General features: G+C 66.8%; 15 protein-coding genes. 6 read left to right on the top strand and 9 right to left on the bottom strand.

Annotated features, from left to right (window positions below):
* Positions 1-36 precede the first annotated feature (36 nt).
* From AC4LGL_RS24480 to AC4LGL_RS24470, 3 genes are read left to right on the top strand one after another with little or no spacing between them, the layout of a single operon-like run.
* Positions 37-885 carry an SDR family oxidoreductase gene (locus AC4LGL_RS24480; RefSeq protein WP_064886248.1) on the top strand — a complete coding sequence of 283 codons (849 nt, stop codon included), beginning with the start codon at positions 37-39 and terminating at the stop codon, positions 883-885.
* Positions 882-2,384, top strand: coding sequence for a class I adenylate-forming enzyme family protein (locus AC4LGL_RS24475; protein ID WP_491841034.1), 1,503 nt, complete (start codon positions 882-884; stop codon positions 2,382-2,384). Before AC4LGL_RS24480 ends, AC4LGL_RS24475 begins: the two co-directional genes overlap by 4 nt.
* Positions 2,381-2,683 carry a hypothetical protein gene (locus AC4LGL_RS24470; protein WP_491841033.1) on the top strand — a complete coding sequence of 101 codons (303 nt, stop codon included), beginning with the start codon at positions 2,381-2,383 and terminating at the stop codon, positions 2,681-2,683. The genes AC4LGL_RS24475 and AC4LGL_RS24470 overlap by 4 nt, the downstream gene beginning before the upstream one ends.
* A 90-nt stretch (positions 2,684-2,773) precedes the next feature.
* On the opposite strand, the gene AC4LGL_RS24465 is transcribed toward AC4LGL_RS24470, so the two are convergent.
* From AC4LGL_RS24465 to AC4LGL_RS24430, 8 genes are all read right to left on the bottom strand, one after another.
* Positions 2,774-3,511 carry an SDR family NAD(P)-dependent oxidoreductase gene (locus AC4LGL_RS24465; RefSeq protein WP_491841032.1) on the bottom strand — a complete coding sequence of 246 codons (738 nt, stop codon included), beginning with the start codon at positions 3,509-3,511 and terminating at the stop codon, positions 2,774-2,776.
* A 70-nt stretch (positions 3,512-3,581) separates the two neighbouring features.
* On the bottom strand, positions 3,582-4,658 hold the full coding sequence (locus tag AC4LGL_RS24460) for a phosphotransferase (protein ID WP_491841031.1): 1,077 nt from the start codon (positions 4,656-4,658) through the stop codon (positions 3,582-3,584).
* Between the two features lie 61 nt (positions 4,659-4,719).
* Complete coding sequence (locus AC4LGL_RS24455; protein ID WP_491841030.1) at positions 4,720-5,922, bottom strand: cytochrome P450; 1,203 nt, start codon at positions 5,920-5,922, stop codon at positions 4,720-4,722.
* Between the two features lie 114 nt (positions 5,923-6,036).
* On the bottom strand, positions 6,037-7,008 hold the full coding sequence (locus AC4LGL_RS24450; RefSeq protein ID WP_491841383.1) for a LacI family DNA-binding transcriptional regulator: 972 nt from the start codon (positions 7,006-7,008) through the stop codon (positions 6,037-6,039).
* Positions 7,009-7,070: 62 nt separating this feature from the next.
* The gene (locus tag AC4LGL_RS24445) at positions 7,071-8,417 is read right to left on the bottom strand and encodes an MFS transporter (protein ID WP_491841029.1); all 1,347 of its coding nucleotides are present in this window, start codon (positions 8,415-8,417) and stop codon (positions 7,071-7,073) included.
* An 83-nt stretch (positions 8,418-8,500) separates the two neighbouring features.
* On the bottom strand, positions 8,501-9,034 hold the full coding sequence (gene ahpD / locus AC4LGL_RS24440; RefSeq protein WP_135359092.1) for an alkyl hydroperoxide reductase AhpD: 534 nt from the start codon (positions 9,032-9,034) through the stop codon (positions 8,501-8,503).
* 2 nt (positions 9,035-9,036) lie between these two features.
* On the bottom strand, positions 9,037-9,624 hold the full coding sequence (locus AC4LGL_RS24435) for a peroxiredoxin (RefSeq protein ID WP_491841028.1): 588 nt from the start codon (positions 9,622-9,624) through the stop codon (positions 9,037-9,039).
* Between the two features lie 119 nt (positions 9,625-9,743).
* A complete protein-coding gene (locus AC4LGL_RS24430; protein WP_491841027.1) occupies positions 9,744-10,394 on the bottom strand; it encodes a nucleoside/nucleotide kinase family protein in 651 nt (216 codons plus the stop codon).
* Positions 10,395-10,492: 98 nt separating this feature from the next.
* On the opposite strand from AC4LGL_RS24430, the gene AC4LGL_RS24425 reads away from it, so the two are divergent.
* The 3 genes from AC4LGL_RS24425 to AC4LGL_RS24415 all read left to right on the top strand — a co-directional run bounded on the left by AC4LGL_RS24425 (position 10,493) and on the right by AC4LGL_RS24415 (position 14,433).
* Positions 10,493-11,926, top strand: a complete 1,434-nt coding sequence (locus AC4LGL_RS24425; protein ID WP_491841026.1) for a neutral zinc metallopeptidase — start codon at positions 10,493-10,495, stop codon at positions 11,924-11,926.
* Between the two features lie 27 nt (positions 11,927-11,953).
* Positions 11,954-12,508 carry a DUF4333 domain-containing protein gene (locus AC4LGL_RS24420; protein ID WP_491841025.1) on the top strand — a complete coding sequence of 185 codons (555 nt, stop codon included), beginning with the start codon at positions 11,954-11,956 and terminating at the stop codon, positions 12,506-12,508.
* A gap of 92 nt (positions 12,509-12,600) precedes the next feature.
* The gene (locus tag AC4LGL_RS24415; RefSeq protein WP_491841024.1) at positions 12,601-14,433 is read left to right on the top strand and encodes a fatty acyl-AMP ligase; all 1,833 of its coding nucleotides are present in this window, start codon (positions 12,601-12,603) and stop codon (positions 14,431-14,433) included.
* An 81-nt stretch (positions 14,434-14,514) separates the two neighbouring features.
* Here AC4LGL_RS24415 and AC4LGL_RS24410 read toward each other — a convergent pair whose 3' ends face one another.
* Complete coding sequence (locus AC4LGL_RS24410) at positions 14,515-15,408, bottom strand: hypothetical protein (protein ID WP_491841023.1); 894 nt, start codon at positions 15,406-15,408, stop codon at positions 14,515-14,517.
* Positions 15,409-15,432: the final 24 nt, after the last annotated feature.

The following is a 15,432-nucleotide window of genomic DNA, read 5'->3' as shown; positions in this document are numbered from 1 at the left end:
GGCGCATAGCGGACGCTGCGCTCGACGAGGAGGACCATGTCCAGCCAGCAAGAGTCATTCACCGATCGCACGCTGGTCGTATCCGGTGGCAGCCGCGGTATCGGGCTCGCGATCGCGCTCGGTGCCGCCCGCCGTGGGGCCAACGTGGTGCTGCTTGCCAAGACCGCTGAACCCCACCCCAAGCTGCCCGGCACCGTGCACACCGCGGTTGCCGAGGTCGAGGCTGCCGGCGGCAAGGGCGTCGCCGTGGTCGGCGATGTGCGCAAGGAAGAGGACGTGGCCCGCGCCGTCGAGACCGCGGTGGAGCACTTCGGCGGCGTCGACATCGTGATCAACAACGCCAGCGCCATCTCCACCGACCCCACCGAGTCGCTGTCGGCCAAGAAGTTCGACCTGATGATGGACATCAACATCCGCGGCACCTTCTTGCTCACCAAGGCCGCACTGCCCCACCTGCGCAAGTCCACCAACGGCCAGGTGCTGACCCTGGCCCCGCCGATGAACATGAACCCCTACTGGTTGGGCGCACACCCCTCCTACACCCTTTCCAAGTACGGCATGACGCTGCTGTCGCTGGGCTGGGCGGCTGAATACGCGGACGCGGGCATCGGTTTCAGCTGCCTGTGGCCCGAGACCTACATCGCCACCGCCGCGGTGACCAACCTCGCCGACGGCGACAAGATGGCCTCACAGTCCCGCAGCCCCGAGATCATGGCGGATGCGGCCGTCGAGATCCTGTCCCGCCCGGCCGCCGAGGTGAACGGTCAGACATTCGTCGACTCGGAGGTGCTCACCGCTTCCGGTGTCACCGACCTCTCCCGCTACGGCGGCGGGGATAATCCGATCATCGACATTTTCATCGACGCACCGGGACAGGGCCTATGAGCATCTCGCTACTGCTCGAGATGGCGGTCTCGGGTGGGCCCGACCGCACCGCAGTGGTGTCCGACGATCTCCGCCTGACCACCGAGGAACTCAGCGCCCTGGCCGACGGCGGCGCCGGCGTCATCGCGGCCTCCGGAGCCGCCCACGTGGCCTATGTCGGTACCGGCGGGGCGCTGCTGCCGCTGCTGCTGTTCGCCTCGGCCCGCGCCGCGGTGCCGTTCACCCCGCTGAACTACCGGCTGAGCCGCGACGGTCTGCACGAGCTGATCGAGCGCCTGCCCGAGCCGCTGGTGGTCGCCGACGCCGAATACGCCGATGTCGTCGCCGGAGCGGGCAAGCAGGTCATCACCTCCGAGGAGTTCCTGGCCGCGGCGCGCGACGCCGAACCCACAGCCGAGTTCGCCGACCCCGACGCGGTCGCGGTCGTGCTGTTCACCTCGGGCACCACCTCCCGGCCCAAGGCCGTCGAGCTCACCCACAACAACCTCACCAGCTACATCACCGGCACCGTCGAATTCGGTTCGGCGGCAGAGGAAGACGCCGCCCTGATCTGCGTGCCGCCCTATCACATCGCCGGGGTCAGCGCGGCGATGTCGAACCTATACGCGGGCCGGAAGATGGTGTACCTGCGGCACTTCGACGCCGACAAGTGGGTCGAGCTGGTCCGCACCGAGGGCGTCACGTCGGCAACCGTGGTGCCTACCATGCTGGACCGCATCGTCACCGCGCTGGAATCCGCCGGCCTCGAACTGCCCACCCTGCGCAACCTCGCCTACGGCGGCTCCAAGGTCGCGCTGCCGCTGGTCCGCAAAGCACTGCAGCTGCTGCCGAACGTCGGCTTCGTCAACGCCTACGGATTGACCGAAACCAGCTCCACCATCGCGGTTCTGGGCCCCGACGATCACCGCGAAGCACTGGCCGCCGAGGATGCGTCCGGCGCCCGGCGACTCGGCTCGGTCGGCCAGGTGGTCCCGGGTATCGAGGTGCAGATCCGCGCCGACGACGGCACCGTGCTCGGCGCAGGCGAGACGGGCGAGCTGTTCGTGCGTGGCGAGCAGGTGTCGGGTCGCTACACCGACATCGGATCCGTGCTCGACACTGAAGGCTGGTTCCCCACCAAGGACGTCGCCATGCTCGACGAGGGCGGCTACCTCTTCATCGGCGGACGCTCCGACGACACCATCATCCGCGGCGGGGAGAACATCGCCCCGGCCGAGATCGAGGATGTGCTCGTCGAACATCCTGAGGTTCGCGACGTCGCCGTCGTCGGCCCGGAAGATCCCCAGTGGGGCCAGATCATCGTGGCCGTCGTGGTACCCGTCGAGGGGGCCTCCCCTGACCCGGATGCACTGCGCGAACATGTTCGCAAGCAGCTGCGCGGTTCGCGCACCCCCGACCGGGTGGTGTTCCGTGACGAGCTGCCCACCAACCCGACCGGCAAGGTTCTGCGCCGCCAACTCGTCGACGAACTCGCACCCGTTTCAAAGGAGTCAGCATGATCAAGAACGGCACCCGCCTGCAGAGCCAGGTGTGCGACACCCAGGTCATCGTGGTGCGCAGCGCCGACAGTCTCGACGACCTCCGCGCCGGTGGCGTCGCCATGGTCCCGCTCGATGCCGAGAAGGACTCGGGCGCAACCATCGACGGCGCGTTCTCGGACGGCAACCTGATGGGCAAGCGCTACGTCGACGAGGGCGGCGCCGAGGTACTGGTCACCAAGGCCGGCGCCGGCACGCTGTCGGTCGGCAGCACCGCGCTGAGCCTCAAGGAGGCCAAGCCGCTTCCCGCCAGCGACTAACACCGGCCAGAAAGGCTGAGTGGCCAGTTACGACACAGATTCTCCGAGTTCACGTGTCATAACTGGCCATTCGTCGTAGGGATCGCGCAGTCACGCGTGACGGCTGGTCACTCCCCCGTCCACGACGAGTTGCGTACCGGTGATGAACGACGCCTTCGGTGACATCAGGAATGCCACGGCCGCCCCGATCTCGTCGGGCTTCCCCAGCCGCCCCAGCGGCGCGGCCTGTTCGAAGCTCGCCCGGATCTCCTCGACGTCCAATGCGATCTGGAGCATCGGGGTGTGGATGAAGCCCGGGCACACGGCGTTGACGCGAATCCCCAACGGGCCCAACTGCGCAGCCATCGACCGCGTCATACCGAGCAAGCCCGCCTTGGAGGCGCAGTAGGCCGGGATGAACGGGTTGGCGGCCAGGCCCTCGATGCTGGAGATGCCGACCACGGCGGGCGACCCACCGTCAGATGCGGATTTCTCCAGATGCGGCAACAGCAACTGCACCAACAGCGCCTGCGCACGCAGATTCACGTCGAGCACCGCGTCCCAGGACTCCTCGGTGAAGGTGCCCACCGGTTCGGGGAGAACGCGGCCCGCGGCATGCACCAGACCATCGATACCGTTAAGCGCCTGCGCCGACTCCTCGACGGCTGCTGTCAACGCACCGGTATCGCAGACGTCGATCACCGTCGAGGGCATTCCCAACCCTTCGGCCACCTCGCGGACCTCGGGCGCTATGTCCCACAACGCGACCCGACGACCGTCTGCGATCAGCGCCTCCGCGCTGGCCCGGCCGATCCCCGACGCTGCACCTGTCACCACCACACCTGTCATGCCGGACACCGTAGTGGTTCCGCGGCCGTCCGGATCGAGGATTCCCGTCAGGCGGTCTGCCTGACCGATGTCACCGACCGATGAGGTCGGCCAGCGCCTGCGCGGTCTGGAGATCTTCGTAGGCCGCTGAATACCGTTGAGCCAGCGCCAGTGCGATGTCCGGACGCTGCCACAACTCTCCCGCGCTGGCGGTGGCCAGCCAGGTCATCAGACCGTGGGCGACCGAGGCCCGGTATCGCAGCCAGATCTCGTCGGGCGACGGCAGTTCCTCGGCCGGAAGCTCCAGCGCGTCCCGGTATTCCTCGAGCAACTGACGTTCGGCCACCCTTCGGTCTTCCGTCGTCAGCGCACCCTGCAGGAAGTAGCCGAGATCCAGTGAGTAGTTGCCGTGACGGGCCACCTGCCAGTCGAGGAATCCGACATCCCCATCGGGCAGCAGGTAGGTGTTTCCGATATGAGGATCACCGTGCAGCAGCGTCTGCGGGACGCCGGCTGCGGTGAGGGTCCGGATGAACGGCTTCCAGATCCCCTCCACCAGATGGTCGATGGTCAGCGCATGCACTGACGCCGGCGCATCGTCACCCAACCGCTCGAGCGCAGCGGGTAAGGGCGCCCACTGCATACCGTCCCACGGCTCGAACGGTTCCAGCCACTCCAGTCCGGGGCGGCGCACCCGCGCGCCCCAGAACGCGCCGTGCAACCGGGCCAGGCCGCGTACGCCGTGCGCAGCCTGCTCCACGGTCAGCGGCCTGGTGGCATCCCGCGGGTCTGCCGAGCGTGCCGTGAGGTCTTCCATGACCAGCATGAAGTCCTCGTCGCCCTCGTCGATCGGAGCCGCGTACACCGTCGGATGCTCCAGCGGCAGTTCGACTTTGGAGTTGAACAGCCTCGGCTCATGGAGCAGACCGCTGGTGTACTTGATCATCTCCTTGTGCCCGGGATCGACGGCCTTGGCGAACACCGTCGAAGGACCGGTCCCCGACGAGTACGTGACCGACAGGCGCGCACGGCGGTTGGTGCCGTCATCGCGCATGTCGACCGCCACGCGGTCCACCACCGCATCGGGGTGGTGATCGGCCAGCGCGGCTGTCAACCACTCGGGCGTGACCTGGGTCCAGTCCTTGGGGACGGTCAGCGAGGCCGTCACGCGGTTGCCTCGCAGGCTCGGCTCCCGCGTGTCCAGGTACGGTTCGCTCCGCAAGCGTCGTTCACGGGATCAACGCCGGCATCGAATCCCAGCCGCGGACCGTCGAAGTCGGTGACAATATGGCGTTGTCGAGGTCGACGTCCCACTCCGGGAAGCGCTTGAGCATCTCCTCCAGCGCGATCCGGCCCTCCAGGCGTGCCAGCGCCGAACCCAGGCAATAGTGGGTGCCGACACTGAACGCCAGGTGCTGACGCTGCTCGCGGTGGATGTCGAAAACCTCACCGTCAGGCGGGAACTGGCGGCTGTCGCGGACGGCCGCGCCGATCAGCATCATCATCACGCTGCCCTCGGGAACCGTCTGGCCGTGCAACTCCACGTCGCGGGTGACATACCGCGCCACGTGCGGGGCCGGTGGCTCGAACCGCAGCAACTCCTCGATCGCCTGCGGGATGAGCGCGGGATTCTCGGCCAGCTGGCGCCGCTGATCGGGATGTTCGGCGAGAACCTTTGCCGCCCAACCGATCAACCGCGTCGTGGTTTCGTTGCCCGCACCTGCCACCACGTTGATGTAGATCAGCAGTTCCTCGCGGGTGAGCTTGCGGGTCACCCCGTGCTCGTCGGTGAACTCGACATTGAGCAGGTCGGTCATGATGTCGTCGGACGGGTTGTCCTTACGCCAGTCGATGTAGGTCTCGAAGATCGAGCCGTCGACCAGACCTTCCTGTGCCGCCTTCATCGGCTTGCCGGCCTCGGTGCGCAGCTGGTCGTTGCCGTGGTCGCGGATCATCTCCTGGTCGTCCTCGGGGATCCCGAGCAGCGCGCTGATCACCCGCATCGGCATGATCGCGCCGAAATCCTTGATGAAGTCGACCTTGCCTGCTCCCACCAGCGGGTCCAGCGACTGCGCGCAGAATTCCCGGATCTTGGGCTCCAGCGCATTGATCTTGCGTGGGGTGAACATCCGGGCCAACAGCTTGCGATGCACGGTGTGGATCGGCGGATCCTCGAAAATCAGGGCGCCCGACGGGATGTCGATGTTGGCCTTGATCAGTTCGATGATTGCGCCGCGCGCCGAGCTGAAGGTTTCGTGGTCGACGAGGCCCTTGTTGACATCGGCGAAGCGGCTCAGCGCGTAGAAGTCGTACTGCTCGTTGTAGTAGAGCGGCGATTCCTCGCGGAGCCGGGCGAACGTCGGATACGGATTGGCGTTGATCTCGACGTCATAGGGATCGAAATACACGTCATTGGTGGTGCTCACACTCACGGCGGTCCGCCTCTCTGAGGGCTGCGGAGAGTTACTTACCCGCGTAAGTTACACGTCGGGACCACCCCCGGACAAGGTCCGGACGGGTTACGGTATGCCGTTCGCCTGTAATGCTCAGGTGCTGTCGCGCACGATGAGCCCGGCAGGGTCGTTGTCTTCCACGTCGGCGACCGTGGGGTATCCGAGTTCTGCCATCATGGCCGGCACCGCGGCATCGACAATGGTCTTGGCGTCGAACACGACAGAGGTCAACGGCGGGGAACTCACCGCACCCAGCGGTATCGCGTCAACTCCCATGACCGCGAGATCGTCAGGGCAGCGCAAGCCGGCTCGCCGTATCCCGTGCAGGACCACGAACGCCGTCTCATCGCTCTGCGCACACACCGCCGTCACGCCCGCTGACACCCATCTCGACACGACGGCGGCCGCATCGGACCCGTCGGTGGCGACGCTGTCGACCTCGATCTCGGGCAGGCCCTGCGCGTCGGCGGCGATGCGAAGACCCGACAACCAGTAGTCACCGAGCGGCCGCAGCACCTCCGCGCCGGAATAGGCGAAGCCCAGGCGCGTGTGGCCCCGCGACATCAGATGCTCCACCCGCATCGCCCCGACCGTCAGATGCAGCGACCCGAGTGCGCGCAACTTCTCGCTGCCCAGGTAGATCTGCGGGATCCTCGCCGCTTCGACTGCCGCCGCAGCGGCGCCGGTGAGCGGGAACACGCCGGCAACGGCCACCGGGTTCAGGTTCGCAACCGCGTCGACGATGTTCTGACCGTCGTCGGTCTCGAGCTGCATCGACAGCACGATGCCGTGTCGGCCGAGCGCGGTGGTGAGCCGACTGCCGACCTCCAGGGGCAGTTCGCCGAGGTCGGTGCGCGGCACGATGTAGAGCACCACACCGCTGCCGCCGACGGCGAGGTTGCGGGCCGCAAGGTTGGGTCGGTAACCGAGGTCGGCCGCCGCTTTGCGCACCGCGGCCTGGGTCTGTTCCGAGATGCGTTGCCCTTGAACATTGTTGAGGACATAGCTGACGGTCGCCGTCGAGACGTTGGCCAGCCTGGCCACGTCGGCTTTCGTCGGGCGCAGCCCAACATTCGACCTAGGCGGGCGTCCTTCTTTCCCACCCGTCGGACGTCCTCTTGTCGTGCTCACGGTGTCATCGTGGCACGTTGCTGCCCCGGCGGGTCGCCCACGCCACGCATTGGTTGCCCCGCACTCTCGCGCAATGTCAGGACGGTGGCCACCGAGACGACTCCCGCGGCAACCAGATACAGCGCGGGGGCCAGGTTGTTGCCGGTTGCCGCGGTGAGCCAGGTGACCACATACGGGGTGGTCCCGCCGAACAACGCGACCGCGATGTTGTAGCCGATCGAGAAGCCGCTGTAGCGGACCCGGGTCGCAAAGAGCTCCACGCCGGCCGTCACCGCCGTCGCGACATACACGGATTCGATGGCCGCAAGCAGGCAGTGCCCGACGATCGCCGCTGCCACCGATCCCGAATTCATCAGCAGGAAAAGCGGGTACGCGCCCACCACGAAGGAGGCCGAGCCGGCGATCAGCAGCGGTTTGCGCCCGATCCGGTCCGACAGCGCGGCCAACGGCAGGATCAGGATCAGTGCCACCAGACTGGCCAGGGTGATCGAGACGAACGCCTGGGTCTTGCTGAAGTGCAGCGCCTTGATGAAGTACGTCGGCAGGAAGGTGAAGACGACGTAATAGCCGACGTTGAACACGATGAACAGGCCGATGACTTGCAGGATTGCCCGTCGCGCGGTGCCCACGGCTTCGCGCAACGGCGAGGTGGCCACCCGGTCGGCCTCGTCGAGCTCGGCGAACTCAGGAGTGTCGTCGAGGCGCAGCCGGATGTAGAGACCGACCAGGCCGAGCGGCGCCGCCACCAGGAAGGGGATACGCCAGCCGTAGCTCTCCATCGCCTCGGTCGCCAGGAATGCCTGCAGCAGCGTGACGGTGACCGAGCCCAGCAGGAATCCCAGCACCCCCGACCATGCGATGAACGTGACGGTGAAGCCGCGTCGCCGCGTGCTCGCGTACTCGGCGAGATAGACTGCGCCACCGCCATACTCGCCGCCGGCGGAGAATCCCTGCAGGCACCGCAGCAGAAGCAGGAGCAGCGGCGCGGCCACACCGATGGTGTCGTAGGTGGGCAGCAGGCCGATGCCCAGCGTGGCCGCCGACATCAGCAGGATCACCACGGCGAGCACCCGCTGACGCCCCAACCGGTCACCCAGTGGACCGAACACGAAGCCGCCGAGCGGACGTATGAAGAATGCGGCGGCGAAGATGGCGAAAGTGTTGAGCAGCGAGGCGGTTTCGTTGCCGGCCGGAAAGAAGTTGCCGGCGATGTAGGTCGCCAGGAAACCGTAGATGGCGAAGTCGAACCACTCGACGGCGTTGCCGATGGATGCACCGGTGATCGCCTTGCGCACGGTGGCGTCGATGCGGGCGGTGTGGGTGTCGCTCGTTGGTGCCGTCAACAGAAAACTCGCCTCTCAGAATCGCGAGAGGCGAGTTTATCTGTCGGGTTATGCGCGTAAGCCCATTTCTGGGACCTTACGTATCAGACTCCGGCGAGCGCGTCCGCGGTGAGCAACGCCTGGGCCACCCCGGACACGATCGACGCCAGCCGGATGGCCTCGAAGATCGTCGTGCGGGAGACGTCGGCGTCGCGCAGCACGGTCTCGTGCGCGGACAGGCAGTGCGAGCAGCCGTTGATGGCAGAGACCGCCAGCGACCACAGCTCGAAGTCAGCCTTGGGCACACCGGGATTGGCGATGATGTTCATCCGCAGCCCGGCCCGCAGGTCGTCGTAGCGGCCGTCGAGCTGCCCCTTGGTGCGGTAGAAGACGTTGTTCATCCCCATGATCGACGCGGCACCGAGGGCGGCGTGGTACGCCTCCGCGCTCAGCACGTCGAGAGCGTCCTCGGAGATCTCCTTCAGCAGCTGCTGCGATTTGGTCGCGGCGGCCGTGGCGACCAACGCACCCCACAGCTGCTGCTCGTTGAGCTCCGTGGACTTCACGATGCTGCCGAAGTTGAGCTTGAGGTCCTTCGCGTACTCCGGCAGTGCTTCCTTGATGTTGTCGATGCTCATGACTAGACCGCCTCGGACAGCAGCTCGCCGGCGTTCAGCGTCGGGTCGCCCTTCTTCCAGTTGCAGGCGCACAGCTCGTCGGACTGCAGCGCGTCGAGAACGCGCAGCACCTCGTCGACGTTGCGCCCCACCGAACCGGCGGTCACCGAGACGAACTGGATCTCGTTGTTGGGGTCGACGATGAAGGTGGCCCGGTCGGCGACACCGTCGGCATTGAGTACGCCGGCCGCCGCAGTGAGCTCACGCTTGAGGTCCGAGACCATCGGGAAAGGCAGCTTCTTCAGGTCGTCGTGCTGTGCACGCCACTGGAAGTGGACGAACTCGTTGTCCACCGAAACGCCGATCACCTTGGCGTCGCGATCGTCGAAGTCTTCGTTGAGCTTTCCGAACGCGGCGATCTCGGTGGGGCACACGAAGGTGAAGTCCTTCGGCCAGAAGAAGATGATCCGCCACTTGCCCTCGTCGTCCTTGTTGGTGACGCGGGTGAAATAGTCATCGGGCTGCTTGGCGTCGACCTTGGACAGATCTCCACCAATCACGGCCGTCAGGTCGTATTCCGGGAACTGAGAACCAATCGACAAAAGTGCCATTGCAACCTATCCAATCTCGCGCTGATTTTCTGGAATGATTCCAGATTTACCACCACAATCATGGCTCTCACCGAGGGTTATAGCAACTCACCAAACCGTGATTATGCACACAAACGACATCAGTGTGAGCTGGGCCTCACGGCCGCCACCGGGACCACCAGATCGGCGCGCTCGGCGGTCCCCGCCACCAACCGGGCATTGGGTTCATCGACCTGGGCAACCCAGCGCCGCGCGGCACCGGCCGGCTTCCCGAAGGCGATGTGACGAGCCACCAGACGGGCGACGCGGACATCGTCTTCTATTACGCAGAGCCAGATTTCGTCGATCTCCGCGGTCACCGCCGACCACGCCGGATCGTCGAGCAGCAGGTAGTTGCCCTCGGTGAGCACCACCGCCGTGTCCGGGAACACGGGGATCGCACCGGCCACCGGCTGCTCGATGTCGCGTTCGAAACCGGGGGCGTAGACCACCTCGGTGCGTCCGCGGATACGACGCAACAACGCGGCGTATCCGGCAACGTCGAACGTGTCCGGCGCACCCTTGCGGTCCAACCGGTCAAGCCTGCGCAGTTCCACGTCGGCGAGATGGAATCCGTCCATCGGAACGTGCGCCACCGCGTCGTCGCCGAGCCGGGCCCGGACGGCGGCGACGAGCGCCTCGGTCAGCGTGGATTTGCCTGCCCCCGGCGCCCCGGCGATCCCGATGACGGACGTCCCCGGCTCCGCTGCACGGGCCAGTACCCGAGTCACCAGATCGTCGAATGTGTACATGGCGCCGCCATTGTCCCGCAGGTCATCGGTGGCCCGCGCCGAACGTCGTCGCGAACAGGTAGAACTGGCTGGGGTGGATCGCGTGGAAGGCGGATCAGTTGGCGAGGCTTCGCTGGTGGCTCGGTCTGGCCTGTTGTGCGGCGCTGCTGGCCGGATGCGGCGACGCCCCCGTGATCGGGGGCAGGGCGACCTCGATGCTGTTCCTACCCGACCGGGTGGGTGGACTGCCGGTGACCGACGGCCACAGCGGCACCCGACCCGATGCCCCCGGGCCGACCCGCCGGGCCGAGAACACCGATGGCGGCCAGATCGATGACCTCGCCCTGCGGGCCATCGACGACATCGAGGACTTCTGGTCGCAGAACTACAGCGGCGGTTCCCTGCCGGGAACCTTCACCCCCGTTGCCCGCCTGGTGTCCTACAACTCCGACGCCTCCCCCGGGCTCGAGATCTGCGGGGAAAGCACTGTCGGGCTGACCAACGCCTTCTACTGCCTCAAGAGCGACGTGATGGCCTGGGACCGCGGCGTCGCGATTCCGGTGGCGGCGCAGTACTTCGGCCAGATGGGCGTGGTCGGGGTGATGGCCCACGAATACGGCCACGCCGTCCAGCAACAGGCACGGCTGATCAACGAGAGCACGCCCGTGCTGGTGGCCGAGCAGCAGGCCGATTGCCTGGCCGGGGTCTACCTGCGCTGGGTCGCCGCCGGAAAATCCCCACGCTTCGAGTTGAGCACCGGCGACGGCCTCAACCATGTCCTGGCCGGGCTGATCTACATCCGCGATCCCCTGATGACCCGGGTCGACGCCACGCTCACCGGCAACGAGCACGGTTCGGCGCTGGACCGGGTCAGCGCCTTCCAGATCGGCTTCAGCGGCAATGTCGACCAGTGCGCCGCCATGGACTCCGACGAGATCACCAAGCGCCGTGGTGATCTGCCCAAATTTCTCGACTTCTTCGGCGGCCCGCAGAGCGCCAACAGCACGATCACCGCGAATCTGCTGGACCACACCATGCAGTCGCTGCGGCAGGTCTACGCACCCACGAACCCACCCACGTTGACTACCGAGCCGAGCGCCTGCCCCGACGCCGGACCGTCGCCGCCGGCGTCCTACTGCCCGGCGACCAACACCATCGTGGTCGACCTGGCGGGGCTGAAAGCCCTGGGGGAAGCCAGAAACGAGAACGACGAGCAGGAGCTCCTCCAAGGCGACAACTCGGCGATCTCCGTCCTGACATCGCGGTACGCCATGGCGGTGCAACACGAGAAGGGCCTGACGCTCGACACTCCCGTGGCCGCGATGCGCACCGGCTGCCTGACCGGCGTGGGCCAGGCCAGGATGGCCGAGCCCGGTCTGCCGATCACGCTGTCAGCCGGTGACACCGACGAGGCGATCAGCAGCCTGCTCACCAATGGGCTGGCCGCCAGCGACGTCAACGGCAGGGTGTTGCCGGCGGGGTTCACCCGCATCCTGGCCTACCGGTCCGGCCTGCAGGGCGATGACGCACAGTGCTACCAGAGGTTCCCGTGAGCCGATGAGTCCAGTCGAGGAGAACCGATGAGCGGTCCCGAGCAGCCGTGGTGGGCGCGGCCGGGCGGCGCACCCCTGCCCGGTGGCACGCCGCCACCGGGCGCTCCCCCGCCGCGGCGCGGATGGACGCCACCACCACCCCCACGACAACCGGCACCGCCTCAGCACCGCGCGTGGCCCGAACCGTCGCCGCAACACCAACCGCGGCCCGCACCGTCGCAGCCGACTCCGCGACCCGAGCCGACGCGACCCGACCGGCGTCTGCTCATCGGTGCGATCGTCGCCGTCGTGGCAGTCGCGGTGATCGGCACCGGGCTGTGGGCGTGGAGCCGCGCGGACACCAACAGCACCCGACTCGATGTCCATCAGGCCGAGTCCGGAGTGGCACAGATCCTGTCCGATCCGATCAACGGCTACGGGGCCAACCGCGTCGTCGCGGTCGCGTGCAACAACGGCCGGAATCCGGTCGTGCGGGCCGGAGCGACGTTCACTTGCGCAGTTGAGATAAATGACACGCTGCGCAGGGTGATTGTGGAGTTCACCGACGATAACGGCACTTATGCCGTGGATGGGCCGCGATAAAAAGAGACGCACGACACATTTTCCACACCTCGTGACAACCCACACCGGACCGCGCTGCCAGGCTTTATTAGAGTCACTATTAGTCTTACGGCATGGGTCGGGATCCCTTCGCAACCAGTGCCGTTGATACGTCGACGTCGAACATCGAGAACTACGTCCGCGATGACGGCACGATTGTCGTACCCGACGGCGTCACCCTGACGTCGTTCCTGGATCGCAACCGGTTCATCTACGGAGATGAGCCGTCCTACCGATTCCTCGACTACTCGACCAATCCTGACGGCCAAGCGGTCGAGCTCAGCTGGAACGCTCTGTGGGCGCAGGTGTGTGCTGTCGGCGCCCGACTGCAGCAGGTGACACAGCCCCGCGACCGCGTCGCGATCCTGGCTCCGCAGGGTGTCGAATACGTCGCGGCCTTCTTCGCGGCCGTGCACGCCGGCAACATCGCCGTCCCGCTGTTCGCGCCGGCCCTGGCCGGTCATACCGAGCGACTGGCCGCCGTGCTGGCCGACGCCAAGCCCACCGTCGTGCTCACCACGACCGCAGCGGCCGAATCGGTCCGCAACTTCATCAAGACGCTGCCCGCCGCCGAGCGGCCTCGCATGATCGCCGTCGATGCCGTGCCGGACACGCTGGCCGAGATGTATGTCAGCCCGTCGGTCGACTCCGACGACATCGCCTACCTGCAGTACACATCCGGGTCGACACGCACCCCGGCCGGTGTGGAGATCACCCACCGCAACGTGTGTACCAATGTCATCCAGATGATCCTGGCCGGCGACCTCGACACCGGGATCCGCAGTGTCAGCTGGCTGCCGCTGTACCACGACATGGGCCTGATCATGATCATGTTCCCGGCGCTGTGCGGTGGCCACATCAGCCTGATGGACCCAATGGCGTTCGTCCGCCGCCCGTACCGCTGGATCAAGCGGTTGGCCGAAGAGGCTGCCCACGGACGCACTTTCGCCGCCGCCCCGAACTTCGCCTTCGAGCTGGCTTCCGAGCGGGGCCTGCCGCCCGAGGGCGAGACGCTGGACATGACCAACGTCGTCACGCTCCTCAACGGGTCCGAGCCGGTCACGATGGCCGCCGTCGAGAAGTTCACCTCCGCGTTCGCCCCGTACGGGCTGCCCGCGACCGCGATCAAGCCGTCCTACGGCATGGCCGAGGCCACCCTGTCGGTGGCCAGCATCGCGCCGAGCGCCGCGGCCAGTGCGGTGTACCTCGACCGCGACCAGCTCAGTGCCGGACGCGCGGTCACCGTTGCAGCAACCGACGAAGGCGCCGTGGCCCACGTGTCCTGCGGACAGCCGATTCCGAACCAGTGGGCGGTGATCGCCGGCGCCGACGGCGACGAACTGCCGGACCGGACCGTCGGCGAGATCTGGCTGCACGGCAACAACGTCGGCCAGGGATACTTCGGTCGCGTCGACGAGAGCGAGCGGGTGTTCGCCAACAAACTGCAGACCCGGCTCACGACCGGTAGCCACGCCGACGAGGTACCCGACAACGGCCATTGGCTGGCCACCGGCGACCTCGGCGTCTACATCGACGGCGAGCTGTACCTCACCGGCCGGATCAAGGACATGATCCTGATCGACGGCCGCAACCACTACCCGCACGACATCGAGACGACGGTCAGCGCGTCATCGCCCGCAGTGCGCTCGGGTTATGTCGCCGCGTTCTCGGTGAACGGGGACCGCGGTGAAGAACTGGTGATCGTCGCCGAGCGGGCCGCGGGAGCCGGACGCGCCGAGCCCGGACCGATCGTCGACGCGGTGCGCGCGGCAGTGTCCCGCCATCACCAGATCCGGGTCGCCGATGTGCGCATGGTCGCCGCCGGCGTGATCCCCCGGACGACGAGCGGCAAGCTCGCCCGAAACGCTTGCCGCGTCGAGTATTTGAGTGGGAAGTTCGACAGGTAGGTTCGCGGTCGGCGCTGGCGCGCCGAACGCGACGCTACGGTCGTCTCCCGACGCGTGGCGCGACCCTGGCGTTGATCTCGACTACAGCTGAGTCATCGCCTCACCGAACGCCCCGTCACCCAGCAGACTGATGCTGCGGGCCTGGGTGTCGATCTGGGTGATGCGCTGCACCGCGCCTCCGTGCCAGAAATAGGTATCCCGGCTGATCGCCCCGCCAGGCGGATTCTCGGTCTGCCCCACCGTCACCGAAGCGAGCCAATTGACTGCATCAGCGGTGGCCTCGCCGACGGCGTGCAGGAACAGCAGACTGCGGTGGGGCACGCTGAACACCACCCCCAGCGGTGCGGCTCCCCCGAGCACCGTCTCGATCAGCCGAGGCAGGTTCAGAGCTTTCGAGGCGATGAAGAAGGAATCTCCGGCCAACGCAAACACGTTGCGGTCCAACGCTTGTACGGTCACGGGCTCGGCATCGGTGTTGCGCTGACCCACCTCGTAGAGGAAATTTAGGTCGCGGCCGACGACGTCGTTGTCACCCACCGTCTTCACCACCGTCGGCAGGTCACGACTCAGCTCGGCCACCAGACCGTCGAACGCCGGGCGGGCGTACCGCATCGAGGTCATGCCCGAGGTGTCCGGCGTCTGCAGGCGCGTGCGAACCTGCGCCAGAAATTCGGCGTCCGTAAGTTCGGCCGGCCCGGGATCCGAGCGGCCGGCGAACTGCTGATCGAAATGAAACTCGACAGCGCCCGCCCACTCGGCCGGCGGGCGCTGCGCACATTGCAGCTGAAGGTTGTACAGCCGGTAGTGATTTCCCGTCTGGTCGATGAAACAGTCGTCACCCAGTGCGTCCTGCGGGGCCGGACGCACCCGTACCCCACGACGCTCCAACGATTCCAACGCCAGCCGGCGCACGTGCCGCCGCCGGTCATCGGTGCTGAAGGTCGGCTCGCTCCCGCTCGTCGACGACTCCCCCATGCTGCCCCCCCCGTAATGATGCTG

The organism is Mycolicibacterium arcueilense, assembly GCF_058536225.1.
This window is presented reverse-complemented; position numbering and strand designations above follow the sequence as displayed.